Annotated in this window: 26 protein-coding genes; 24 read left to right on the forward strand and 2 right to left on the reverse strand. The window is 38.9% G+C overall.

Going from position 1 to position 24,171, the window contains the following annotated elements:
• Nucleotides 1-111 precede the first annotated feature (111 nt).
• The 4 genes from J7E35_RS15460 (at nucleotide 112) to J7E35_RS15475 (ending at nucleotide 5,080) form a co-directional block, all read left to right on the forward strand.
• Nucleotides 112-2,541, forward strand: coding sequence for a heavy metal translocating P-type ATPase (locus J7E35_RS15460; RefSeq protein WP_214781167.1), 2,430 nt, complete (start codon nucleotides 112-114; stop codon nucleotides 2,539-2,541).
• 344 nt (nucleotides 2,542-2,885) lie between these two features.
• On the forward strand, nucleotides 2,886-4,154 hold the full coding sequence (locus J7E35_RS15465; protein ID WP_251041018.1) for a sensor histidine kinase: 1,269 nt from the start codon (nucleotides 2,886-2,888) through the stop codon (nucleotides 4,152-4,154).
• Nucleotides 4,151-4,825: a response regulator transcription factor gene (locus J7E35_RS15470; RefSeq protein ID WP_214781169.1), complete on the forward strand. Its 675-nt coding sequence runs from the start codon at nucleotides 4,151-4,153 to the stop codon at nucleotides 4,823-4,825. Before J7E35_RS15465 ends, J7E35_RS15470 begins: the two co-directional genes overlap by 4 nt.
• A gap of 12 nt (nucleotides 4,826-4,837) precedes the next feature.
• Nucleotides 4,838-5,080, forward strand: coding sequence for a hypothetical protein (locus J7E35_RS15475; protein ID WP_214781170.1), 243 nt, complete (start codon nucleotides 4,838-4,840; stop codon nucleotides 5,078-5,080).
• Between the two features lie 240 nt (nucleotides 5,081-5,320).
• Here J7E35_RS15475 and J7E35_RS15480 read toward each other — a convergent pair whose 3' ends face one another.
• On the reverse strand, nucleotides 5,321-6,262 hold the full coding sequence (locus J7E35_RS15480; RefSeq protein ID WP_214781171.1) for a cupredoxin domain-containing protein: 942 nt from the start codon (nucleotides 6,260-6,262) through the stop codon (nucleotides 5,321-5,323).
• A gap of 202 nt (nucleotides 6,263-6,464) precedes the next feature.
• On the opposite strand from J7E35_RS15480, the gene J7E35_RS15485 reads away from it, so the two are divergent.
• The 19 genes from J7E35_RS15485 (at nucleotide 6,465) to J7E35_RS15575 (ending at nucleotide 22,969) form a co-directional block, all read left to right on the forward strand.
• Entirely contained in the window at nucleotides 6,465-7,217 is a 753-nt protein-coding gene (locus tag J7E35_RS15485) for a PIG-L deacetylase family protein (RefSeq protein WP_214781173.1), read from the forward strand.
• 23 nt (nucleotides 7,218-7,240) lie between these two features.
• On the forward strand, nucleotides 7,241-9,040 hold the full coding sequence (locus J7E35_RS15490) for an ABC transporter substrate-binding protein (RefSeq protein ID WP_214781175.1): 1,800 nt from the start codon (nucleotides 7,241-7,243) through the stop codon (nucleotides 9,038-9,040).
• Between the two features lie 67 nt (nucleotides 9,041-9,107).
• The gene (locus J7E35_RS15495) at nucleotides 9,108-10,085 is read left to right on the forward strand and encodes an ABC transporter permease (protein WP_214781177.1); all 978 of its coding nucleotides are present in this window, start codon (nucleotides 9,108-9,110) and stop codon (nucleotides 10,083-10,085) included.
• A complete protein-coding gene (locus J7E35_RS15500; RefSeq protein WP_214781179.1) occupies nucleotides 10,078-10,935 on the forward strand; it encodes an ABC transporter permease in 858 nt (285 codons plus the stop codon). Before J7E35_RS15495 ends, J7E35_RS15500 begins: the two co-directional genes overlap by 8 nt.
• 3 nt (nucleotides 10,936-10,938) lie before the next feature.
• Nucleotides 10,939-11,907, forward strand: coding sequence for an ABC transporter ATP-binding protein (locus tag J7E35_RS15505; RefSeq protein WP_214781181.1), 969 nt, complete (start codon nucleotides 10,939-10,941; stop codon nucleotides 11,905-11,907).
• Nucleotides 11,900-12,904, forward strand: a complete 1,005-nt coding sequence (locus J7E35_RS15510; RefSeq protein WP_214781183.1) for an ABC transporter ATP-binding protein — start codon at nucleotides 11,900-11,902, stop codon at nucleotides 12,902-12,904. The genes J7E35_RS15505 and J7E35_RS15510 overlap by 8 nt, the downstream gene beginning before the upstream one ends.
• Nucleotides 12,905-12,921: 17 nt before the next feature.
• Nucleotides 12,922-13,554 (forward strand): NAD(P)/FAD-dependent oxidoreductase, encoded by a 633-nt coding sequence (locus J7E35_RS15515; protein WP_251041020.1) that lies wholly within the window; start codon nucleotides 12,922-12,924, stop codon nucleotides 13,552-13,554.
• A 12-nt stretch (nucleotides 13,555-13,566) separates the two neighbouring features.
• Nucleotides 13,567-13,905, forward strand: a complete 339-nt coding sequence (locus J7E35_RS15520; protein ID WP_214781185.1) for a metal-sensitive transcriptional regulator — start codon at nucleotides 13,567-13,569, stop codon at nucleotides 13,903-13,905.
• Nucleotides 13,906-14,012: 107 nt separating this feature from the next.
• A complete protein-coding gene (locus tag J7E35_RS15525; protein WP_214781551.1) occupies nucleotides 14,013-15,299 on the forward strand; it encodes an MATE family efflux transporter in 1,287 nt (428 codons plus the stop codon).
• Between the two features lie 243 nt (nucleotides 15,300-15,542).
• Nucleotides 15,543-17,198 (forward strand): peptide ABC transporter substrate-binding protein, encoded by a 1,656-nt coding sequence (locus J7E35_RS15530; RefSeq protein ID WP_214781187.1) that lies wholly within the window; start codon nucleotides 15,543-15,545, stop codon nucleotides 17,196-17,198.
• Nucleotides 17,199-17,297: 99 nt separating this feature from the next.
• Nucleotides 17,298-18,227 (forward strand): ABC transporter permease, encoded by a 930-nt coding sequence (locus J7E35_RS15535; protein ID WP_214781189.1) that lies wholly within the window; start codon nucleotides 17,298-17,300, stop codon nucleotides 18,225-18,227.
• Nucleotides 18,228-18,230: 3 nt separating this feature from the next.
• Entirely contained in the window at nucleotides 18,231-19,148 is a 918-nt protein-coding gene (locus J7E35_RS15540) for an ABC transporter permease (protein WP_214781553.1), read from the forward strand.
• A gap of 29 nt (nucleotides 19,149-19,177) precedes the next feature.
• The gene (locus J7E35_RS15545; RefSeq protein WP_214781191.1) at nucleotides 19,178-20,182 is read left to right on the forward strand and encodes an ABC transporter ATP-binding protein; all 1,005 of its coding nucleotides are present in this window, start codon (nucleotides 19,178-19,180) and stop codon (nucleotides 20,180-20,182) included.
• 959 nt (nucleotides 20,183-21,141) lie between these two features.
• Nucleotides 21,142-21,366, forward strand: a complete 225-nt coding sequence (locus tag J7E35_RS15550) for an SHOCT domain-containing protein (protein WP_214781193.1) — start codon at nucleotides 21,142-21,144, stop codon at nucleotides 21,364-21,366.
• 75 nt (nucleotides 21,367-21,441) lie between these two features.
• Nucleotides 21,442-21,690, forward strand: coding sequence for an SHOCT domain-containing protein (locus J7E35_RS15555; RefSeq protein WP_251041022.1), 249 nt, complete (start codon nucleotides 21,442-21,444; stop codon nucleotides 21,688-21,690).
• Between the two features lie 50 nt (nucleotides 21,691-21,740).
• Nucleotides 21,741-22,172 carry a hypothetical protein gene (locus tag J7E35_RS15560; protein ID WP_214781195.1) on the forward strand — a complete coding sequence of 144 codons (432 nt, stop codon included), beginning with the start codon at nucleotides 21,741-21,743 and terminating at the stop codon, nucleotides 22,170-22,172.
• Between the two features lie 59 nt (nucleotides 22,173-22,231).
• Nucleotides 22,232-22,417: an SHOCT domain-containing protein gene (locus J7E35_RS15565; protein ID WP_214781197.1), complete on the forward strand. Its 186-nt coding sequence runs from the start codon at nucleotides 22,232-22,234 to the stop codon at nucleotides 22,415-22,417.
• A gap of 19 nt (nucleotides 22,418-22,436) precedes the next feature.
• Nucleotides 22,437-22,721, forward strand: a complete 285-nt coding sequence (locus J7E35_RS15570) for an SHOCT domain-containing protein (RefSeq protein WP_214781199.1) — start codon at nucleotides 22,437-22,439, stop codon at nucleotides 22,719-22,721.
• A 5-nt stretch (nucleotides 22,722-22,726) separates the two neighbouring features.
• Entirely contained in the window at nucleotides 22,727-22,969 is a 243-nt protein-coding gene (locus J7E35_RS15575) for an SHOCT domain-containing protein (protein WP_214781201.1), read from the forward strand.
• A gap of 51 nt (nucleotides 22,970-23,020) precedes the next feature.
• Here the strand turns inward: J7E35_RS15575 and J7E35_RS15580 are convergent, their stop codons facing one another.
• Nucleotides 23,021-23,230, reverse strand: a complete 210-nt coding sequence (locus tag J7E35_RS15580) for a hypothetical protein (protein WP_214781202.1) — start codon at nucleotides 23,228-23,230, stop codon at nucleotides 23,021-23,023.
• A gap of 182 nt (nucleotides 23,231-23,412) precedes the next feature.
• Here J7E35_RS15580 and J7E35_RS15585 point away from each other — a divergent pair, with 182 nt between their 5' ends.
• Nucleotides 23,413-24,033, forward strand: a complete 621-nt coding sequence (locus J7E35_RS15585) for a class I SAM-dependent methyltransferase (RefSeq protein WP_251041024.1) — start codon at nucleotides 23,413-23,415, stop codon at nucleotides 24,031-24,033.
• The last annotated feature ends 138 nt before the right edge of the window (nucleotides 24,034-24,171 follow it).

A 24,171-nucleotide genomic window follows, 5' to 3' on the forward strand; every position in this document is an offset into this window, starting at 1 on the left:
GCTTAATTGGACACCCTTTCTTTTAAAAACAATTATACCCAGTACGGGTATATGACATATCTTGAAAGTATAGTATGTATCCTAATTTCTAGTTAAAAAGGGGGAAGAAAAATGGAAGAGAAATCAATAGCAAAGACTCAAACTGATCTTTCAGGAGAAATCGTTACATTGAGTATCACTGGAATGACATGTGCTGCGTGTGCCACCCGCATCGAGAAAAACATTGCCAAAGTTCCAGGTGTACAAAAGGCTAATGTGAACCTCGCTACAGAGAAAGCTTCTGTTATGTATGATCCTGCTGTTGCAACTGTTGATGTTATCATTGCCAAAATAAAAAAGACTGGCTATGGGGTTCAGGAGGAAAAAGTTCAACTCGATATCATCGGAATGACATGTGCCTCATGTGCAACTCGTGTAGAAAAAGCGTTGAAAAAGGTCGAAGGAGTTACTGGTGCAGCAGTCAATTTAGCGACTGAAAAAGCAATTATCGAATATATTCCTGGAAACACAAATATCGAGCAAATAATGGCAACTGTAAAAAAAGTCGGCTATGATGCCAGGGTAGTAGGCGATAGGGATGATGATTATGAACGGAGTGCAAGGGAAAAGGAATACAAAACTCAGGTCAGAAAATTTACTGTAGGGGCAATCTTATCTGTATTTTTCTTAATTCAAATGATATCGGATTTTGCGATGGAATATGGAAATGGGATGTTTTTTCATATGAGTCCATGGGTTCAATTCCTTCTTGCTACTCCAGTTCAATTCTATGTAGGAGGCCATTATTACCGTGATGCCTTCAACGCGGTTCGTGGGGGCAGTGCAAACATGGCAGTTCTAGTTGTACTGGGAACTTCAGCCGCATATTTTTACAGTTTAATTGTCACGATACTAGGAACAGGACAATTTTTGTATTATGAAGCAGCTGCGATTGTTATGACCTTAATTGTTTTGGGGAAATTGCTTGAAACAAGAGCAAAAGGGCAAACATCTGAAGCGATTAAAACGCTCATGGGACTTCAAGCAAAAACAGCAAAGGTACTACGTGATGGAGAAGAACTTGATATTCCATTAGAAGAGGTTCAAACAGGTGACATAATTTTTGTTCGTGCAGGAGAAAAGGTTCCAGTAGATGGAGAAATCATCGAGGGAAATACTACCGTTGATGAATCCATGCTTACCGGTGAAAGTATGCCTGTTACAAAAGGAATAGGCGATACAGTTATTGGAGCAACTGTAAATAAACACGGGGCGTTTACCTTTAAAGCGACCAAAGTTGGTAAGGATACTGCGCTAGCTCAAATTATCAAACTTGTCGAAGAAGCTCAGGGCTCAAAAGCACCTATTCAGAAACTTGCCGATAAAATTTCTGGAATCTTTGTCCCGATTGTCATCCTAATTGCACTGGGAACTTTTGCTATAACTTATTTTCTTGCAGGATTTACGCCTGCCCTTGTCAGCACTATTGCTGTGCTGGTTATTGCATGTCCTTGTGCATTAGGCCTGGCTACACCAACAGCAGTAATGGTTGGTACTGGAAAAGGTGCTGAAAATGGTCTCCTTATTAAAGGAGCTGAACATCTTCAAACAGCTCAGCGGGTAACTACCGTAGTACTGGATAAAACCGGTACAATCACTAAAGGAGAACCAGATGTAACAGATATCGTCATACTTGGGGAATATACTGAAGATGAATTATTGCAATTAGCTGCTTCTGCTGAAAAAGGATCAGAGCATCCCCTTGGAGAAGCAATTATAAATGGAGCAAGAGAAAGGGGTCTTCCGCTTCGGGATGCTAAAAACTTTAATGCCATCCCAGGTCATGGTATTCAAGTGGACATCAATGATCAAAAGGTATTTATAGGGAATAAAAAGTTAATGCACAAAAATGGTATCGCTATAGATATTGCATTAAATCGAATGGAATCACTTGAAGGAGAAGGGAAAACTGCTATGTTAATAGCAGTTAATGACAGCCTTGCCGGTATAATCGCAGTAGCTGATACAGTAAAGGAAACATCTGCAAAAGCAATTAAACACCTTAAAAATATGGGTATAGAAGTTATTATGATAACTGGCGATAATAAATTGACAGCCGAGGCTATTGCCAAGCAGGTGGGGGTTGATCGGGTACTTGCCGAAGTACTCCCGGAAGACAAATCAGCCGAGGTAGAAAAACTAAAGCAGGAAGGGAAAATAGTAGCCATGGTCGGGGATGGTATCAATGATGCACCAGCACTAGCTGCTGCGCATGTTGGTATTGCCATTGGAACAGGTACAGATGTTGCAATGGAAGCTGCGGATATCACCTTAATGCGAGGTGATTTGATGGGAATAGTTGATACAATTAGCCTATCCAAATCTACAATGAGAAAAATCAAACAAAATCTTTTCTGGGCATTTGCGTATAATGTTATATTGATACCGGTAGCAGCAATTGGCCTTTTAAACCCAATACTCGCTGGAGGAGCTATGGCTTTCAGTTCTGTTTCAGTAGTAGGCAATACATTATTTTTACGAAAATGGAAACCTATACGTTAGAAAAGGTCTGTAAAAATTCCAAGAATGAGAGTGACTAACAGAGTCATTCTCTTTTTGTTGTCTTTATAAATAAAATACTAATAGAATAACGTGAAAATATAAATTCATATGTGCCCTTTAATATTAAAGGGTGTTATCTAATCTCCACATTTTCTTGATTTTTTTAATCTATTATATAATGAGTAATACAAATAAAACGAAGTAGTTATGAGTTAGGGTGAGAATTTGATATGCCTTCTCGGTTGAAGAATATATCTTTTAAATTGGGCCTTTTGTTCAGTGTGGTATTTGTCTGCTTCCTTCTACTGTTAGGGTTGGTCCTCTATGGTGTTTTCACAAATGTCTTGATTGATTATATTAAGCAGGATGTCCTAACGCGTGGAAACAACCATGCCCGTATTTTAGATGAAAACTTCGACCGGACAACGATTGGCCATGTGGTTGAAATGGAACAAGGGGTCACAACTGAGGTGCTTATTGCCGATTCCGAAAACAATATCATCGCTGCTTCAAAAGAACCCGACAATGACATGAAGAAGCATCTTACAGAAAACAGAGAAAAAAGCAGTTATATTCTTGAAGATGATTGGAGGGACCATCGCTATATTATTTCAGTCTCCACAATAGGCGATCAAGGCGGGTATGTTTATATGTACTATCCTTCAAACATCCTTCGAGAAATCGTCTTTGTCATGAATGCCCTTATCACAATAGCCAGTATTGGGATTATCCTCCTGGCTTTTGGGCTTATAGGTATTTTGTCGAAAAAACTGACAAGTCCATTGCTCACAATGAAAGAAGCCACTTCTAAAATGGCCTTGGGCAAGTATAGACAAACGATTCCGGTCAAAGGCGAGGATGAAGTAGCCCAACTTGGCATATCTATCCAGAAGTTGGGTGAACAACTTCAATACTTTGAAGATAGCAGGAATGAATTCCTGGCTGCTGTATCCCATGAACTTCGGACTCCCTTGACATACATTAAAGGGTACAGCGATGTGTTGAAAAAAGGAATGGCAAATAGCGACGAAGAAAAAGAGGAGTACTTATCAATCATAAATAAAGAGGCACAGCGGCTATCCATCATGATTAATGACCTGTTTGAAATGAGCAAGCTTCAGGTGGGAAAATTCGAACTGGATAAAAGGCCGGTCAACCTAAATGAGCTAATTAATAAAATAGCTACGAACCTTAGACCTGAAGTGGTAAAAAAAGGACTGAAGATCACTCTTGAACTTGAGGACGGACTGCCGGAAACAAAAGTAGATAAAGAAAGAATGGAGCAGGTTTTCTACAACCTGCTTGAAAACGCGGTGAAATACAGCACTGAAGGTGAAATTACCATTCGATCCTTCACCAAAAAGGATCTTGTTGTTGTAGAAATCTGTGATACTGGGGAAGGAATACCTAAGCCTGAACTTTCCCGAATTTGGGATAGATTTTACCGGGTTGAACGTTCAAGGGGAAGGAAAACTGGAGGAACAGGTCTTGGGCTCTATGTGGTGAAGCAAATCATTGAAGCCCATGGTGGACAGATTCAGGTCAACAGCAGGCTGAATGAAGGAACTGTTTTTACCATCTACTTAAAAACTTCCAAGGAGAGAGTGAAATGAACAAAATATTGATTGTTGACGACGAGGCACAAATGAGAAAGCTTGTTAAACTTTATCTGCTTCAGGAAGGCTATCAGGTGGAGGAAGTAGAGGACGGACAGGAGGCAATTGACATGCTTCGAAAGGATGACTATGGCCTGATGATCCTGGATGTAATGATGCCTATGATGGACGGGTGGGAGACAATACAGCATGTGCGCAAAATGTCTGATTTGCCGATTATCATGCTTACTGCTAAGGGTACTGTCCAGGACAAAGTTACAGGCTTATCAACAGGGGCTGATGATTACCTTGTCAAACCTTTTGATGAAGCAGAGCTGCTAGTAAGGGTCAAAGCACTCCTAAGGAGGACCGGCCATTCCAATTCTGCAGAGAACATCTTGAAGTATCAGGGGATGGTTATTGACCTCATCGCGAGGGAAGCAATGTATGAAGGGATGAGAATCAATCTGACACAGACTGAATTCGACATTCTCGCTGCACTAATCGAGCACAGGGGAAAAGTATTATCACGAGAACAACTCGTGGATATGATTTGGGGAATTGAATTTATGGGTGAGGACCGGACTGTGGATTCGCATATCAAGAACCTCCGTGAAAAGTTGCAAAAAGCTGGAGTGGATAAGTCAATTGTTAAAACGGTTTGGGGTATTGGATATAAAATAGAATAGTGGTGATGAAAAATGAAACGTTTATGGCCGATCATCATAATGACATTTGCCACCATAACAGGTTTGTCTTTTCTGTTTTTCGTAGTAAGAATGGTATGGTTCCCGCCAAATTCCATGGGGATGATGATGGGAAGGCAAATGATGTACCATCATATGCGTTTCTGGTTCGGTCAGGCTTTTTGGCTGCTCCTTATATTGCTTGGAATTGGATTGTTGCTGTGGATGGTGATCAACCGCATTAATCGAAAAAAATAAGTAGTCATAACCCTTTTATGCCTTCCTTGTTCCCTTCAAGAACAAGGAAGGCTGTTTTATTTTCTACAGTAGTGACCGATAGTGTATCAGCCAATAAGTAAATTACATATTTATTAATTTCAATAATTAAGGCGATGACGCAAAGAATTTTGGTATCGCATCAACGGGTCAAACCATATTTATCAATATTTAGTGAGGGATCAAGTTCTTATATTCATAATAGAATATGAATTAACTTACTTACTCAACTACGATAATTCCGACCATTCCGTTCTCTCTATGCCCTGGCAGGGAACAATAAAATTCATATGTACCAGTTTCAGTAGGAGTAAAAGAAATGTTTCCCTCCTCATGTGGCCTAGCATGTAAATGTAGTCCATCGCCATGTGAATCATGTGAACCATGGGATGAGATGTTTTCCTGGTCGGTGTTAGGCAATGTCGGTATTTTTTCAATCACGATATCATGTTCAATGGAGTCATGATTAGTAAAGGTAAGTAAGACTTTTTTGTTTTTTGACAAATTGATTTTACTTGGAGAATAGGAAAAATTTGAGGGGTTAACTTGAATAGTTATTCGGTTTAATTGCTCCTCCTTTTCATCAGTAGGAATTTGGGAATGATGCTCATGTATTGGTGATTCTTTTGAAATAACCGACTCTTTATTTAATTGATTACCAAAATAAAAGTATCCTACTAAAACAATGAATGTAAAGATAGGCTTTAAAAGCCAACTGGTAAAAACCCCATTATCTTTGGTTGCTTTTTGTTGAGAAAGAATCAAATACAGGAATAAGGTAGATACTGTAATAGTCAAAAATATATTTAGAAGAGAAACCGCTTGAAGTCTTGAAATCATTTCACCTAGCATTGCACCCATCATTCCGCCCATCATTCCAGCCATTGAGCCCTCAATAACCGAGAGTATCCCAAAAGCAAATCCTGCAGAAACACCTACCGAAATTCCGATCAATACGGAAATAAGAGAAGAAAGGAATAAATCTCCTTGATATATAAACCCGAAAAGAATCCCAGAGGTTACACCAATATTCATTGATATAGCCATAGATATAACCATGGGTGTCATACTTTTCATCTTTGTTCTATATTGATATGAAAGTATGATGGAAATCAGCGTCACAAGTAATAGAGTCCCTAAAACAAAATAGTGAAATTCGTTCATTCATCTTCGACCTCCTTTAATTGGTACATCATATGTCACTCCAAGACAAGCCATTCTTAAAAAAAAGAATTCTATTCAAGAATAATTATTAAAATATTCTAAATATTTAGTATTTACAAAATATTAGTATGGTAGTAAGATTATTTTTAATTACTCCTGAATATACCGTAGCGGGGTAAAGTACTTATGTGGAGGGAAAAGAATGGCAAAAGGACAGAAAGTTTTATTTCTTGGGGTTTATGGTATGGAAGTTGTGGAGTGCGGAGGTGCACTTGCTAAGAACGTTCTAAATGGTGGGGAATCATTTGCATCTATCATGCTGTGCCGAGAAACTAGTCAACCACAGGTTAGGAATGCAGCAGAAATACTTGGAGTAAAGGATATTACATTCCTGAATTTCCAGTATGGCACCGTTGATTTAAGCGTTGAATCAAAGAAAAAAATTATAAAAATTATTAGAGAGGTTAAACCTGACATCATTATTACCCAAGATCCCGAACATTCCTTTCACGATTTGGACCCCGACCGTCGTCCGGCAATGACTTTGCTTCTCGAGTCCATCGCCCTTTCTAGCAGAGATTTTGCTTTAGATGAACTTCCAGGATTAGAACCTCATCCGATTCCGACTATTTACTACATGACACCGCACCATCCTAATACTGTCGTTGACATTACAGAAGTATGGGAGAAAAAAGAACGTGCAATGGATATGCTTGAAAGTCAATTGGAATTCAGTGGCATGCATTTTGATGAAATGCTTGATCAGAAAGCAGCTGAAATTCTGTATCCAGGATTCTCAAAATTAACCAACTTTCAGGAAAAGGGAAGAGCTATACATCAAGTTCTAGATAAGGCTGTTCATGTGTATCATGGCCTTGCCACCCATGGTCATTTCGCTCTTGCGGAAGCTTATCGTAGAGAAGGGAACTTCCATTTACAGGAATTAATAGTATAACAATTTCATAAGGGGGCCGGAAAATGAGAAAATTAATATCACTAATAATAATTGCTCTTTTTGTTTTTTCTTCAGCAGGAAACAGTTCAGCTAAAGCAGAAGTAGAATCACTAAAAATCGGGATTCTTAGTGATGAAAGCACATTAAACCCTTATACTTATCAAACCGGATATCCAGGTCTTGACTTGGTAAGCCTGTTGTATGACACTCTGTTACAACTAGATAAGGATAATAAACCAGTCCCTTGGCTAGTTAAAGAGTATAAGGTAAGCGAAAACGGATTGGAGTATAGTTTTAAGCTAAACGAAAATATAAAATGGCATGATGGACAAATGCTTACGTCTGATGATGTTAAGTTTACTGTAGATTATTTTATTAAATATCCTAAATCAAGATTTACCAACCCTCTTAAAAACGTTGCCTCATTAACTGTTGAAAATGAAACAGACTTTACAATGGTTCTTACAAAACCCGATCCAAACTTTATGATTCAGCCTCTTGCGGATGTACCAATATTACCAGAGCATATTTGGTCAAAAATCTCAGATCCTGACAGTGAAACCAATGCAATAGGCAGCGGCCCATACATTTTAAGTGAACATAAGGCTGATCAATATTATAAAATGACCGCCAACAAGGACTATTTTAAAGAAGCTCCTCCTATTCAAGAAATCATATTTCCAATCATCAAAGATACTACAGCACTTTACAATGCATTGAAATCTGGGGAAATTGATGCGATTTCATCAAATATTTCTCCGGAGCTTGTTAACCAATTCGAGTCTAACCCTTCATTAAAGATTTCACGTGGAGCAGGATTCAGCACCACATTATTCCAGCTGAATTCTGAAAAATATCCTATGACAGAAAAGCCTTTCAGACAGGCAATTGATCTTGCAATAGATAAAAAAAGTTTGGTTGATATCGTGCTTTTAGGATTTGCAGAAGTCGGCAGCCCGGGTTTTATTCATCCGTCATCACCTTCATACAATGGTGAAGTAAAAACTTCTTACGATCCCGAAAAAGCAAAGAAAATCCTTGATGATGCTGGTTTCAAGGATACAAATGGGGACGGTTTCAGGGAAGACCAAAAAGGAAAAGAAATAAATTTCACAACACTAGTCCACTCTAACAATCCAATTAGAATCCGGGTTGCAGAACTGATTTCTGAAGCTATAAATGAGATAGGCATCAAAAATTCTGTAAAAGCCATGGAAGATACTACAATCATTAGTTTAATGTGGCCTGATTACGATGTTAGTAAGGGAAGAAACTTTGATATGGGAGTATTCGGCTGGTCAAACACGATGCAGCTTTTCCCTGATCGTATAGTCGAGCTGTTTTATTCAGATCCTGCGATTGGTTCTGTAAATATCGGCGGTTATAAAAATAAAGAATTTGATGCTTTGTCGGACCAACTAAGAGCAACATTTGACGAGACGGAACGACAAAAGCTTATTAATGACCTGCAGTTGATGGTTGCAGATGAAGCACCTATTATAACTCTCTATTATCAGGAAATTGTCAATGCATATAACCCTGAAAAATATGACGGTTATGTTTTCCAAACAGGAAAAGGGATAATCAATAAATTGTCTTTTGTTTCAGGTGAAAGAACAGAAAATGCTGCTGGGAATAACAGCAATTCCGGTGGGGAAAGTAAATCTTCTGATGAAAAAACGTCTAATGACAGCAATTCAGTAAAAGAAAATAATAATAACGGGATTCTAATTTTTGGCGTACTTATCGTAATAGCAGCTGTATTTTTCTTCTTATTAAAAAGGAAAAAGAAGAAGAGCGAAAAGGATGATTTTGATTTTTAAGGAAAAAGGATCTGTCCCGTAAAATTTTTACGGGATTTTTTCCTAAACTAGCAGGAGGTGCAGAATAATGGGGAAATTTATGGCAGGCAAGCTTTTGCAATACACAATTGTTATCTTCCTAATGCTAACATTGAACTTTCTTTTGCCTAGGCTTATGCCAGGCAATCCCCTCGTATTTTTGGCAGGTGAGGATGTTGGATTAATGTCCAGCGCTGAGAAAGAAGCAATCTTGGAAAAGCATGGACTTAATGATTCCATATTTGAACAATACGTTACTTATATTAAAAATATCCTTACAGGGGAATTCGGTTTCTCCTATCAGCAAAAGAGACCGATTTCAGAGCTTATTATGGAGCGCTTACCTTGGACAATGCTTCTTACAGGGCTCGGTCTTGTCCTCTCAACCATTCTAGGAGTAATGTTTGGAGCCATTTCAGCCTGGCGCAGAGGAACTAAAACTGATGCGAATTTATTGACAGTTTTTATGTTTCTTAGTGCAATGCCTTCCTTCTGGGTCGGTATGATTTTAGTTTCTATTTTTTCAGCTCAATTAGGTTGGCTCCCTGTTTTCGGAGCTGAAAGTGCCTGGTCGAATTATTCAGGTATGGATAGATTCATTGATATTAGTAAACATCTTATTCTACCATTAACAACCCTTATATTAATCTCAGTAACAAGCACCTTCATGATTATGAGATATTCAATGCTAAATGTTCTTGGTGAAGATTATATTATGATGGCCAAAGCAAAGGGCGTAAAAGAAAAAGTTATTAAGTATAAGCATGCCATGAGAAATGCTCTACTTCCCGTGGCTACTGTATTTATGCTTAGCTTAGGATTTACCTTGGGCGGGGCTACTGTAATAGAAACGGTCTTTGCATACCCGGGTGTAGGACGATTAATGTTTGAATCAGTCCTAAGCAGAGATTACCCACTGATTCAGGCGACTTTCCTGATTATTACCTTCAGTGTTGTCATTGCCAATTTCTTGGCGGATTTACTATATCCTTTACTTGATCCAAAGGTGGGAAGCCGAAATGGGTAATAAAAAATGGCTAAAGTATTGGCAAGTCCTTACCTCCAATAATATCGGTATAATTGGTTTAGGTCTTCTGATTATTTTTTTGGCGATAGCAGTTTTCGCCCCTTTACTTGCCCCATTTGATCCGACTGACCGAGTGGGAACGCCGTTTACAAAACCCAACAGTCAATTTCTTCTGGGTACCAACGATGTAGGACAGGATATTTTAAGTGAACTGCTGTATGGGACCCGAATATCTTTATTAATTGGTGTCCTAGCTGCCTTTATTTCTATTCTTCTTGGATGCCTTATCGGAGTAATATCAGGGTATTACGGCGGAAAAGTAGATGCTCTTTTAATGAGATTAGTTGACCTAGTACTTGTTATACCATTTTTGCCTCTTATGATATTATTGGCCGCCTTTATTGGTCCGAGTTTTTGGAATATCATTTTGGTAATTAGTTTAATTTCCTGGGCGAGTCCGGCAAGGGTTATAAGATCACAGGTATTAACGCTAAAAACAAAAGGGTACGTCGAAGCCGCTAAATCAATTGGTACCAATATTAAGGTCATATTAGGCCGGCATATTTTGCCGGGTGTTATCCCGATTGCACTTTCCCAATTTGTATTAGCAGCTAGTCATTCTATATTAATTGAAGCCTCTTTAAGCTTTTTGGGTCTAGGAGACCCTTTTACTAAGAGTTGGGGAACGATTTTATATTATGCCCAGGCAAGGGGAGCATTTTTAACGGATGCATGGGTCTGGTGGATACTTCCTCCTGGCTTACTCATCACCACACTGGTAATAGGATTTGCTTTTACTGGCTATTCATTGGAAGAAGTTATGAATCCGCGACTGAGAAGGGGGCGTTAACAAATGTCTGCTGTATTAACTGTAGAAAACCTCTCCACTTTCTTTAAAACCGAAAAGGGAATTGCCCGTGCTGTAGAAAACGTTTCATTCTCTGTTGAAGAGGGAGAAATGCTTGGACTGATTGGAGAGTCGGGATGCGGGAAAACGACCGTTGCCCAATCGATTCTAAGATTAATAGAGTTTCCCGGAAAAGTAGTTGCTGGAAGTGTTCATTTAAATGGTAGGGATTTGCTTAAAGCCTCCGATTCTGAACTAGGTTCTTTAAGATGGAAGGATCTTTCTGTCATACCTCAAAGTGCGATGAATGCACTAAATCCCGTTTATACAATAGGCGATCAAATTATGGAGGCCATTTTGCTCCATGAAAAAGTAAGCAAAAGAGAAGCACTGGCACGGACGAAGACCCTACTTGAGCTTGTAGGAATAGATGGTGACCGATGGAAAAGCTACCCGCACGAATTCAGCGGAGGGATGAAGCAGCGCGTTGCCATTGCCATGTCACTTGCTTGTTCTCCAAAACTGGTAATTTCCGACGAATCAACTACAGGACTAGATGTATTAACCCAGGCACAGGTGATAGCATTAATTAAAAATCTTCAGAGAAAGATGGATTTATCAGTAATCCTAATTTCACACGATTTGCCGATGGTCACTGCTATTTGCGACAAAATAGCAATCATGTATGCAGGGAAAATTGTTGAGCTTGCCTCAACAGAGGATATATTGAATGATACAAGACATCCTTATTCAAAGGCATTATTACAAGCGACTCCTGACCTGTCCGATCCTGATCGGGAAGTGATTTCGATACCAGGCAGTGTCCCTAATCTAGTAAACATTCCACAATGTTGCAGGTTTCATACGCGATGTGCGTTTGCCTTTGACCGCTGCAGAAAAGAAACACCTGAGTTCAGGGAAGTAAAGACCGGCCACTTTTCCGCATGCTTTCTTGAGGAGGAGGAAAATGGATAATTCAATTTTACTGAAAGTAAGAGGTTTGAAGAAAACTTTTGTAAAAAAAACTGGATCGATTTTAAACCGGAAACTGCAAAATGTTTACGCCGTCCATAATGTTAGCTTTGAGATTAAAAAAGGGGAAATTCTAGGGATCATCGGGGAAAGCGGCTGTGGAAAAACCACAACAGCGCGAATGGTGATGCGCCTGATGAAGGAAACCAGCGGGGAAATTCTTTTTGAAGGAAGAAATTTATGCAAATTAACAGATTCAGAGACAAACAGGTTGAGAAGTAAAATGCAAATGATCTTTCAGGATCCATATGATACTCTCAATCCTGGGATGACAATAATGGACATTTTAATGGAACCAATCAATGCCCACGAAAAACACCTCCCATATGATGAGAAAGTTCGAAGGGTGAAAGAGGCGATTGAATCAATTGAGCTGAGGCCCGCTGAAGACTATATGGAGAGGTTTCCACACCAACTTAGTGGCGGACAGAGGCAAAGGATTGCTATAGCAAGAGCTGTGATTCTGGAACCACTATTTATTGCAGCTGATGAACCGACTTCTATGCTTGATGTTTCTGTCCGAGCAGGTATTTTAAACCTCCTTCTCGAACTTAAGAAGAAAATGGGCCTAACCATGATGCTGATTACACATGACCTATCGACAGCAAGTTATATGTGTGACCGAATTGCTGTCATGTACCAGGGTAAAATTATCGAGGTCGGGCCCACCAAGAAAATAATCCAATCGCCTTCACATCCTTACACAAAGGCACTAGTTTCGGTAGTAAAAGATCTCAATTACTTTATCCAAAATCGAGAAAAGTTAATTCTAGATGGTGAAGTAGATGCAACCGAAGAGACAGCAGGATGCCCGTTTGTAAAAAGATGTCCATATCAGGAGGATATTTGTAACAGTGAAATGCCGAAACAGGAATCTCTCGGCGCGGGTCATGCAGTATCTTGTCACTGCCACAGTAATCTACTTGAAAAAACTTCTTAGGAAAGGGGGTTTTGAAATTGAACAACGAAAAGAAAATAAAAGTCGCTGTTAATGGCGGCATTGATTTCGGATCCAAACTGACTGCTAACCAGCTTCGTATACTTGCAAAATATATGGAAGACGACCAGGAGCTTGAGCTTACAACCTTCCAGCAGCTTTATATTGACATTCTTGAAAGTAAAAAGGATGAAATTATTACGGATTTTGAGTCGGTCGGTTTACACTGCTACCCAGTCGGCAATTTTGTAAAGAGCCTTAGAACCTGCAATTTTTGTAAAGGTGCAGAGGAAGAGGGAATGCCTGTCGCAATCGAACTTAATAAGAGAATTGCCGGGAAATCTGTTCCGTTCACCCTAAAACCAGCTTACACCGGCTGTCCTGTTGGCTGTGGAGAGCCTTTGGTTAATGATATTGGAGTTATGAAACGGAATGGGAATCAATATAATCTTTATATTGGCGGGAAAACAAAAGGAGAGGATGCCGAGGCAGGAAGCTTATTTAAGGAAAATCTAAATCCTGATGAACTTTATACTACAATCGAAGAAATTATTAGGGTATATGGGGAAAAAGGGAAGAAACGAGAGCCTTTCCATAAATTTTTAAAGAGATTCGGAAAAGAAGAACTCATTGAAAATATAAGTCAGGTATAAGGGGGAATGGACATGGGTGTAGAGGCGGCTAATGAACAAGTATTACCACCAACTGGTTGCTCTACAAATCATCGAAAGAGCCATCATTCAGAAAAAATAAAAAAGAACCTTGATTCAAGGCTAAATCGGATTGAAGGACAAATCCGTGGAGTTAAAAGATTAATTGAAAATGATACCTACTGTGACGATGTGATAACTCAATTATCCGCCATCCAATCTGCTTTAAACAGTGTTGCAAGTCTTCTTCTTGAAGGACATTTAAAAAGCTGCGTCATTGAAAGGATAAATGAAGGAGACACGGAAGTCATTGATGAGGTCATAGTTACCTTCCAGAGGTTACTGAAAAAGTAATAGAGAAAGAAAACCGGGAGGGATTTTCGGTGGCTCAACCAGAGACCGCGGGTATACAAAGTACTAAACAAAAGATTAGTATCATCTTAGCTTTAGCTATTCCAGCTATGGTTGAGAATACCTTGCAAATGGTGGTCGGTTTTGTGGATACCCTGTTTGTTGCCAGACTCGGTTTAAACGAAGTGACAGCGGTTGGGATAGCGAATGCGGTTTTAGCCGTTTATATTGCAATTTTTATGGCAATAGGGGTGGGAACTTCTTCGCTCATTGCCAGGAGCATAGGATCAGGCGACATCGAAAAAGCAAAATCGATTGCCAGGCAATCCACTTTTATTTCTATTTTGGCGGGAATGATCTTTGGTATCATTTCCGTCTTTTTTAGTGAACCGTTGCTTAAAATGATGGGAGCAGAATCTAATGTTTTAAGAGATGGGGCCATATATTTACAGATTGTTGGAATTCCGTCCGTCTTTATTTCATTGATGTTCAATTTTGGTAGCATATTAAGGGCTGCTGGGGATACAAAAACACCTATGAAAGTAAGCTGGTGGATCAATTTAATTCATATTGGTCTAGATTATGTCCTGATTTTTGGCTTATTTAAGTTGGATGGATTTGGTGTAGCTGGAGCCGCGTGGGCCACTGTCATTGTAAGGCTTTTGGGGTCAGCTGCGTTGTATCATCATATAAAAAAATCCCCGGTTTCTTTTTCTTTCTCTGGTGAATCTTCCAAAGGAGATTCATTTGCTATCTTAACATTATCTGCCCCTGCAGCAATTGAGAGATTAATTATGCGTCTTGGCCAGGTGGTTTATTTTGGCCTGATCGTGAAAATAGGGGCAGAAACGTATGCTGCCCACACAATTGCAGGGAATATTGAAACATTTTCATATATGCCGGGTTACGGTCTTGCGATAGCAGCCACTACCCTTGTTGGCCAAAGGATTGGTGCTAGACAATATAGGGACGCATATGAATTTGGTTTTTTAACTACGGGATTAGCAATTGGATTTATGTCATTAGTTGGCTTGGTGTTGTTCTTTTTATCTCCATGGTTTGCTTCCTGGTTTACTACAGACCTACATGCTAGAGGCATGGTTGTAACGGCGCTGCAAATTGATGCTTTTGCACAGCCTGCACTGGCTGTGGGTTTAGTTTTAGCAGGTGCACTTCAGGGTGCCGGAGACACAAAAAGTCCGATGTACAGCACCGCACTTGGTATGTGGGTGATTAGGATAATCGGAGTTTATATCCTTGGAATACAATTCGGCATGGGGATAGCGGGTATATGGATTTCAATCGCGATTGATTTATATGCAAGGGGAGCTTTTTTGTTTTATCAATTTAAAAAACACTTTAAAAAAATAGAAGAAAAAAACATAGGGTTTAACTGAATCAATTTTTATATGCTTATTTATCGCTGTATGTATTAATCTGCATTTCTAATTATAAAAATTCTATTTATATTTTCTTGACCATCCTTTAATGGTTATTAAAAGTTATTTTAATGCTGCACCCACATATACTATAGAGGGGTAATGTATATTGAGAACAGTAGGAGGTTTTGCTTATAGATTTCAAGAGGTTTACTTGGATTGATGAGGTTTCGGGTCTAAAACATAATAGGGGGAAACACAATGCAAAATTTTGGGAAACGCTTATCATTTTTCATCTTACTTTGTGTACTGATATTAGTATTTAGTGCCTGTAATAATAGTCAAGTCAATACTCCTGCTAATAAAGAAAAGAATGAAGAAAAAACAAGCAGTTCTAATAAAGAGCAAGTTATTACAGTCAATGCATTAAGTGAACCGCCTAGTCTTGAACCAGCACTGATTGATAACCAGACTGCTGGGGATATTTCAAATCAATTATTCGAGGGTTTGGTCCGATTGGACAAAGACGGAAACATAGTTCCTGGTGTTGCAGAAAAGTGGGACATTTCTGATGACGGAACTGTTTATACTTTCTATTTTAATAAGAATGCTAAATGGTCAAATGGTGACCCTGTGACTGCTAAGGATTTTGTCTATTCGTGGGAGAAGGTTTTACGTCCAGAAGTAGCTTCACCTCTTGGCAGTAACTTGTTCTTTATTAAAAATGGAGCAGCATACAATGAAGGATCATTGAAGGATTCATCCCAGCTAGGGGTAAAGGCTGTTGATGAATATACACTGGAGGTTACTTTAGAAAAACCTACTTCCTTTTTCTTAGGTTTAACTGCTTTCTTTACATTATTGCCTATCCATGAAAAAACGGATAAAGCAAATCCAGAGTGGGCTTCTGAAGCTGAAACCTTTGTTTCAAACGGACCTTTTAAAATTGAGAGTTGGAAACACGGCCAAGAATTAATTATGGTTCCAAATGAAAATTATTGGGGCAAGGATGTAGTTAAGCTTGAAAAGTTAAAGTGGGTAATGGTGAATGAACAAAATACTGAATATGCTATGTACCAATCGAACGAGCTCGATTTTTCTGCCAATATCCCAAATTCAATAAGAAGTAAATTAATAGCTTCAGGTGAAGCAAAAACAGCGCCAAGCGCAAGTTTAGCTTATATAAGATTTAATCATGAGGATCGAATTTTTAAAAATGAAAATATCCGTAAAGCATTAGGTCTTGCCCTTGATAGAAAACTTTTGGTAGAAAAAGTGACACAGGGAGGAGAAGTTCCCGCTCTTGGTTTAATACCATTAGGATTGAGTAGTGGTGCAGGAGAATTCAGGGAATTAGCTGGAGACTCCTTGTTTAAGGATAATGATTTAGACACATCAAAACAACTTCTGAAAGAAGGACTCGAAGAACTGGGACTTTCTACATTGCCTAAAATTAATCTGCTTTTTTATACAGACGATACTTACAATAAACTTTCTCAAGCAATGCAGGAAATGTGGAAGAAAAACTTAGGAATTGATACAGAGCTCCAAACGATGGAACGTAAGGTATTTGTTCAAAATGTTCAAGCCGGTGAGTACCAATTAGCTTTGTACAGTACTGGCGCAGACTATGATGATGCAAGCAATTTAATGGGACAATTCATGAGTGGGGATGTCTATAACTATAGCAACATTTCTATTCCTGATTACGATCAATTAATGGAAAAAGCAGAAGCGGAATTGAATCTGGAGAAGCGAGCGGGGTATTTGGTCGAAGCTGAAAAGGTTCTAATAGACCAAATGGCAATTTCCCCACTTTATTACCGTACAAAAGTTTACTTGCAAAAGGACAATATCGAAGGAGTCTATCAGTATACAATTCAGGCAATTGATTTCCGGGAGGCAAGTGTTAAGTAGTAAAAATGGTGGCGCGCTAAGCGGCTAGGATGCTGAAAGAGTGTACAATGAGTACACTTTTTCAGTTGTTTTTGCCTAAAATCATAAAGGAGGGGGAATATGCGGCAATTTTTTACCAGGAGAATTATTAGTGTTATTTTAACTTTATTTGTCATTATTTCGCTTACCTTTTTATTGATGTACGCAATACCCGGTGATCCTTTTACAAGTGAAAATCGTATTCCAGAGCAGGTAGTTGAAAACTTAAAAGAGCATTATGGACTTAATGATCCCTTGTTTATACAATATTTTAAATATCTAAAGGGAGCATTATTGATGGACTTTGGTCCTTCAATCAAATGGGATAACCAGACAGTTAACCAATTAATTGCTAACGGATTTCCTGTTTCGGCCATGATAGGTATTCAAGCCATTCTCATAGCTGCATTCTTTGGAATCGTTTTAGGTATTCTCGCAGCTTTTCGTCACAATAGTGCAATTGACTATTTTTCTATGATTATTGCCATACTTGGCCTTTCCGTCCCCAGCTTCATTTTTGCTACAATATTAATCAATTTTTTTGCTATAAAGCTGCAATGGTTCCCTGTCGCAACATGGGGTACATGGAAACACTCCGTTTTGCCAAGCATTGCTCTTGCTGTTACACCGATGGCCTATATAGCACGACTTACTAGATCAAGTATTTTAGAAGTACTTTCGATGGATTATATTCAAACTGCCATGGCTAAAGGAGTGACTGGTTTCAGATTTATTTTTAAGCATGTACTTCGTAATGCAATGATTCCAGTTGTAACAATACTTGGTCCCATTACAGCTACAGTATTGACTGGAAGCTTTGTAATAGAACAAATCTTCGGTATTCCAGGCTTGGGGAAATATTTTGTTGAGGCCATCAATGATAGAGATTATCCATTAATTTTGGGAACGACTGTTTTTTATAGTGCTATATTAATATTCTTTATTATATTAGTCGACCTTGCATACGTTCTGATCGATCCTAGAATAAAACTTATCAAAAGGAGGGGATAGATGATGCAGCAAGTGCCAGACGATCTTTTTGTTCTAAAGAAAAAAAACAAAGAAGAAAAGGCTGATAGTAAACCTAGTGAATCGTTTTGGGTAGATGCGATAAGCATACTGAGACAAAACAAGCTTGCTATGACTGGACTTGCCATTAATATTGGTTTGATCGTAATGGCAATTATAGGTCCAATGCTGGTTCCCTATTCGTATTCAGATCAAAATCTATTAAATTCCAATCTCCCTCCATCATTTGACTATTGGTTTGGAACTGATGATTTAGGTAGAGATTTATTTTCCAGGACCTGGGTAGGAGCGAGAATTTCCCTTTTTATTGGTATAACAGCAGTCGCTTTGGATTTGATAATCGGAATTATATGGGGAGGAATCGCAGCATATAAAGGCGGAAAAACTGATGAAGTGATGATGAGAATCGTAGATATACTTTATGGACTGCCTCATTTGCTGGTGACAATTTTATTGATGGTCGTATTAAAGCCTGGATTACTCACTATTATAATTGCAATGGCTGCAACGGGATGGATTGGAATGGCGCGTCTAGTTCGCGGTGAAATACTGAGATTGAAAGAATCTGAATTTGTAATGGCATCCCAAGTATTAGGAGGGAGTTTTTTTCGGGTCTTATTTAAGCACCTTATTCCAAATGCTATGGGCCCTATAATAGTGAGCATGACATTATCTGTTCCTGGTGCAATTTTTGCGGAGGCCACTTTAAGCTTTCTTGGACTAGGAGTTCCTGTACCGCTTGCGAGCTGGGGAACGATGACATCAGAAGGTCTCGTCACCTTATTAACAGGTGAAATATGGAGGCTATTTTTTCCGGCATTATTTATTTCATTAACGATGTTTTCATTTAATGTATTGGGTGATGGTCTGAGGGATGCGCTGGATCCGAAATTCATAAAATAACTCTTTTACTCAATGAAAGGGTGATAAATGTGAAAAGATTACTAGAAGTTAATGATCTGCACGTTCATTTTCATTCAAAAAAACAGAATATCTACGCTGTTCGTGGGGTTTCCTTTCATGTGAACAAGGGGGAAGTCCTCGCAATTGTCGGAGAATCCGGGTCTGGGAAATCAGTTACTGCTAAAAGTATTATGAAACTGCTTCCTGAGAAAACATGTTCCATCCCCGAGGGGTCCATTTTATTTAACGGGGAAGAAATCACAACAATGAAGAAAAAACAGCTTTCCAAAATCCGTGGGGCAAAGATTGGTATGGTATTCCAGGATCCCATGACTTCCTTAAACCCGACAATGAAGGTGGGTGACCAAATTGCGGAGGGGCTAATCGTTCATAAAGGCTATAGTAAAAAGTTAGCTCATGAAAAGGCAGTTGAAATCATTAGTCTAGTTGGAATCCCGGATCCTATATATTGTTGTACAACCTATCCTCATCAGCTAAGTGGAGGAATGAGGCAGCGAGTCGCCATTGCAATGGCTTTGATTTGTGAACCTGATCTGTTAATTGCTGACGAGCCAACAACAGCTCTTGACGTAACCATCCAAGCACAGATTTTGGATTTATTAAAAGACCTGCAGGAGAAAATGAGTATGGCGATCATTCTCATTACGCATGATTTAGGAGTGGTTGCAAGGTTTTCAGATAGAGTGAATATCATGTATGCCGGTAAAATAGTCGAATGTGGAACGAAAAACGAAATTTTTTATAATCCAAAACACCCCTATACGATTGGATTGCTAGAATCAGTTCCTCATCTTGATTTAGAAAAAAACCAACAATTAACCGTGATTGAAGGGACACCACCAGACTTGCATGACCCTCCAAAAGGTTGCGCTTTTACTTCGCGATGTCCGTTTGCAATGGAGGTATGTGATTTGTATCAACCAAATAAAACCATCCTATCAAGTACACATCATTCTGTATGTTGGTTGATGGACCAAAGAGCGTCAAAAATAGATAAAATTCAATTACAGTGAGTTTATCTACGATGAATATTACCAGAATCTTCGGACATTCAGCCTTAGTTCCAATAACCGTCTGGCCTACATTCCACGAGGAGGGTACAGAAACTCCATTTTTTCTACATAAGTAAACACTAATATCAAAGTAGATTGAAAATGAGAGGGTTGATGATATGTTTATAAAACTGGAGAAAAGTGGCGAAATGGTTTTTGGGCTGTTAGCAGGGGAAATGTTCCTAGACGGTGAATGTGGGAGGTGGAGTGAGGGAGCTGGAGTCTTTTTATGAGAGCCATTTGGGAAAGATCCGGCAATCGTTGTATTTGAGAATAATGGTTCCTATAAATGCTATAAAGTACTAGAACAAGTAGATTTCAAGGAAATTATCTTGGCAGAAAAGTAAGCAATGAAGGCGGGACTGCTTTTTTAAGCGGTCTCGCTTTTTTTGATTTCAATGCAGCAGGGAAGAAAAATGGTTAATGTAAATCTATAGTGCTTTAAGGTGATAGCTGGTTTGCAGTCCAACCATTAATATCATTTGGCAAAACTCGACCAGCCAATTATATATTGGGCTTTTCTTTCAAAGCTCCCGGTTATGGGGAAAGAAGTTCAAAATAAATCATTTAAATGAAGAAGGATATATTTTACTAAATCAATTACAAGTATTATCCACCTCTTCCTCGAAATACTCAAGCAGATGATAATCCGTGGATAGATACAAATGTACAAAGAAGGATAGAGTGACGGCTAACAGGGAGGTTGATTAAATCCCAGTAGCGGTCATCTTTTTTTACATAAAGTAAGTTATTCAGTTACTCCGTTGGCAGCCGGAATAGTGAGGACAATAAATACAATTGATTCAATCTCCTATATTTGATGTTATTTATAATTTTTTCACTCTACATACTTTCTTCATGATTCGCTTTTATATTTAAAGCATAGAAACAAACATCATCACCAGAAAGGAGGGGCTAGCATGATGGGACCTGGTTTTGCAGCAGCTGGCTGTGGACCGATTGGCTTACTTATTGGTTTGCTGTTGATTGGTCTCCTGATCTACTTGTTGATGAACAGGAAGAAATCAGATGGGTCGAACCTGCCTGATTCTAGTAAAGCAATGGAACAATTGAAGATGCGGCTGGCACAAGGGGACATCACCCCGGAAGAGTACCAAAAGATGAAAGACATTGTTTCGAAATAACAGTTTTCGCTTCATACTTTCTACAAATTTTTAAAAGAGAATGAAAGTATAAAGAAATGGAAAGGAGAGAAGGAAATGATGATGGGACCTGGGTATGGTTACTTTGGAGGCTTCGGGATGGGAGGTGGATCCTTGATGATGATCGTAGTTTTCCTGGCAGTCGGCTATCTGCTGTATCTGGCTTTCAACCAAAATAGAGGGAGTGAACAATCGCTTCCACACAAGACAGTGAACAATCAAGCAATTGATCTTGCCAAAGGCAGGTTGGCAAGAGGAGAAATCACTGTTGAAGAATTCGAACAAATGAAAGAAAACCTTTTATAAAAAGTTTTAAAAAAACTTATAAAAATAAAAAAATAGGAGTGTTTACTATGATGAAAAAGACAATTATTACTGGCGCATTAGCAGCAGCCCTTATCGCAACAGGAGGTACAGGATTGTATATGGCATCCGCGAAGGAAAATGCAGTTAATCCTGCTGATTTTATGAAGGAGCAGGGAATTGATTTCAAGAATATGGCTAACATCATGGGTGAGGGCAACTTTGAAAATATGCAGGAGTTCATGGGTGAACAGGGTGTTAATATCGATGAGATGAATCAAGTGATGGAATCAGGAAATTTTGATGATATGCAAAAATTCATGGATGACCAGAATATCAACTTTGGACAAATGAAGCCATATATGCAGGAAATGCATCCTGATTTGAGCACTAAAGACCTTGAGGATATGTATAAAGGGATGCATGGCACAGGTGGTGCATCTAACAGCCGGAATTTCCAGGGTATGGGGAACACAGGCTTATAAAATCTTACCGTGGGCCGGTTTTCCGGCCCTTAATACCAAAATTTAGGAGGAATGGAACAATGTTTACGCTGTTGATCTTGTCAATAGGTTTTTACCTTTACAAAACAGGCGATTTACAAAAATTCTTTAGGAAGATGGGTACTCACGTTCCAGATAATAACTCGGCCAGACAAATCATAGATTTGAGGTATGCTGCAGGCAAAATTACCGAAGAAGAATACGTTAAACTGAAAAATCTCATTTAATATAAAGGAGTAATGACAAATGATGAACGGTCACATGGGTTCTTTTATAAACGGATATGGATATAGCGGCCCATCCGGCTTCACCCAGTTTGGAATGATGCCATACTTTAACTCGTCTACTTTAATTTTCCTTGTTCTAATTGCAATAGGAGTATATTTTCTGATGAAAAACCAGTCTTTACACAAGGCGAATTCAGGGAGTATCCAATCCTTAGAAGCCGAAGAAATGGCAAAGTTAAGATACGTAAGAGGAGAAATCACCTTAGAAGAATTCCAGCAAATTTTGTTAACGATTAAATCGTAATCGAGGTGAATGAAGTGATTACTCTTATATTAGCAGCCATAGTCTTCTGTTATTTATTGAGAACTGGAGATCTGTTCAGACTGATCAAGATGACAAGGAAGCTGATTGTTGACCTTATGTACTCTTTCAAAAAGCAGAAGCAAGATTCAATACAAAAGGAATCTCCTGCAGAAACCCTGAAACTTCGTTATGTCAAAGGCGAGATTTCTCAAAGTGAATATGAAATGATTTCTAAAAACCTATTCTAAAAGAAAGCTGCCAAACGGCAGCTTTCTTTTCATCAGTTCTAATGACTGTTTTTAGAAAAGCGAAACAAATCCCCAACCTGCTGTTGCAAACAGAGTGATGAGTCCTAGTGTCAGGCCAATCAGTTGCCGGTTTCCCTTTTTCTGTTGATTTAAATATTCTTTGTAATCGATCTCCCACCGAGCAAACTTGAGTCCGATTTCATCTGGCTCAATTCGGTAAAGGTTACCACCCTTATCAGACAGTACAATTTTTGAAATCACTCCGTGGCTCTCATATGGTATGATATCTGGTCGATATTATGATGAGAAACACACATTTTTTTCAACTCACTAAAATTATTTTAAAAAAAGTAGAGAAATGAAACTAAAAATCCATATTCATTCTTTGTGCACAGTTTGCCAGTATAATGATCACTAATCCGTAATCAGAGAGGATGGTTTCATTGAAACAGAAATCAAATGAGAAAATTAAAAAAAGATACAACCGAGTTTCAAAAATTTATGACAGAATGGATAAGATGATTCGAGAAGATTGGAGGAGGGATCTGTTGGCTGGCTCATATGGCGATGTTCTGGAAGCAGGGGTAGGGACTGGGGCGAACCTACCTTTTTATCCGAGCAGTATTAAATCCTTGATTGGAGTGGATTTCAGTAGCGATATGTTAAAGTATGCAAAACAGAAAGCTTCACAACTTAATGCGCCTTATCAGATGGAACTGGTAGAGGCGGACATCCAGGACCTGCCCTATCCGGACAATAGTTTTGATACAATCGTATCAACCTGTGTGTTTTGCTCTGTACCAGACCCGGTTTTGGGTCTAGAAGAACTAAGAAGAGTTTGCAAACCGGACGGACAAATGCTCATGCTTGAGCATATGAGAAGCGAAAACCAGGCGGCAGGACTTGTAATGGATTTTCTGAATCCAGTAACTGTGAGAATGTGGGGAGCGAATATAAACCGGGAGACAATGGCAAACATTAAATCAGCAGGATTGTCAGTTGTTGGCGAAGAAAGACTAATGGGGTCAATAATGAGAAGACTGTTGCTTTCTCCAAATAAATAGATCTATGTAACAAAAAACGGTTCAAGAACAGAACCATTTTTTGTTTGGTTATTCTAATTTTTTCCGACTTATTCCTCAATTGACTATTTATGTTAGGAAAGCGAAATTCACCAATAAATAGGATATGCCATCCCTGCT

Origin of the sequence: Bacillus sp. ISL-45, assembly GCF_018613195.1 — a bacterium.
In the GTDB taxonomy this organism is placed as follows: domain Bacteria; phylum Bacillota; class Bacilli; order Bacillales; family Cytobacillaceae; genus Mesobacillus.

Bases quoted from the DNA above. Each gene is read 5' to 3' on its own strand.
- J7E35_RS15460 (WP_214781167.1), top strand. From the start codon at position 112: ATGGAAGAGAAATCAATAGCAAAGACTCAAACTGATCTTTCAGGAGAA.
- J7E35_RS15470 (WP_214781169.1), top strand. From the start codon at position 4,151: ATGAACAAAATATTGATTGTTGACGACGAGGCACAAATGAGAAAGCTT.
- J7E35_RS15475 (WP_214781170.1), top strand. From the start codon at position 4,838: ATGAAACGTTTATGGCCGATCATCATAATGACATTTGCCACCATAACA.
- J7E35_RS15480 (WP_214781171.1), bottom strand. From the start codon at position 6,262: ATGAACGAATTTCACTATTTTGTTTTAGGGACTCTATTACTTGTGACG.
- J7E35_RS15485 (WP_214781173.1), top strand. From the start codon at position 6,465: ATGGCAAAAGGACAGAAAGTTTTATTTCTTGGGGTTTATGGTATGGAA.
- J7E35_RS15490 (WP_214781175.1), top strand. From the start codon at position 7,241: ATGAGAAAATTAATATCACTAATAATAATTGCTCTTTTTGTTTTTTCT.
- J7E35_RS15495 (WP_214781177.1), top strand. From the start codon at position 9,108: ATGGGGAAATTTATGGCAGGCAAGCTTTTGCAATACACAATTGTTATC.
- J7E35_RS15500 (WP_214781179.1), top strand. From the start codon at position 10,078: ATGGGTAATAAAAAATGGCTAAAGTATTGGCAAGTCCTTACCTCCAAT.
- J7E35_RS15505 (WP_214781181.1), top strand. From the start codon at position 10,939: ATGTCTGCTGTATTAACTGTAGAAAACCTCTCCACTTTCTTTAAAACC.
- J7E35_RS15510 (WP_214781183.1), top strand. From the start codon at position 11,900: ATGGATAATTCAATTTTACTGAAAGTAAGAGGTTTGAAGAAAACTTTT.
- J7E35_RS15520 (WP_214781185.1), top strand. From the start codon at position 13,567: ATGGGTGTAGAGGCGGCTAATGAACAAGTATTACCACCAACTGGTTGC.
- J7E35_RS15525 (WP_214781551.1), top strand. From the start codon at position 14,013: ATGGTTGAGAATACCTTGCAAATGGTGGTCGGTTTTGTGGATACCCTG.
- J7E35_RS15530 (WP_214781187.1), top strand. From the start codon at position 15,543: ATGCAAAATTTTGGGAAACGCTTATCATTTTTCATCTTACTTTGTGTA.
- J7E35_RS15535 (WP_214781189.1), top strand. From the start codon at position 17,298: ATGCGGCAATTTTTTACCAGGAGAATTATTAGTGTTATTTTAACTTTA.
- J7E35_RS15540 (WP_214781553.1), top strand. From the start codon at position 18,231: ATGCAGCAAGTGCCAGACGATCTTTTTGTTCTAAAGAAAAAAAACAAA.
- J7E35_RS15550 (WP_214781193.1), top strand. From the start codon at position 21,142: ATGATGGGACCTGGTTTTGCAGCAGCTGGCTGTGGACCGATTGGCTTA.
- J7E35_RS15555 (WP_251041022.1), top strand. From the start codon at position 21,442: ATGATGATGGGACCTGGGTATGGTTACTTTGGAGGCTTCGGGATGGGA.
- J7E35_RS15560 (WP_214781195.1), top strand. From the start codon at position 21,741: ATGAAAAAGACAATTATTACTGGCGCATTAGCAGCAGCCCTTATCGCA.
- J7E35_RS15565 (WP_214781197.1), top strand. From the start codon at position 22,232: ATGTTTACGCTGTTGATCTTGTCAATAGGTTTTTACCTTTACAAAACA.
- J7E35_RS15570 (WP_214781199.1), top strand. From the start codon at position 22,437: ATGATGAACGGTCACATGGGTTCTTTTATAAACGGATATGGATATAGC.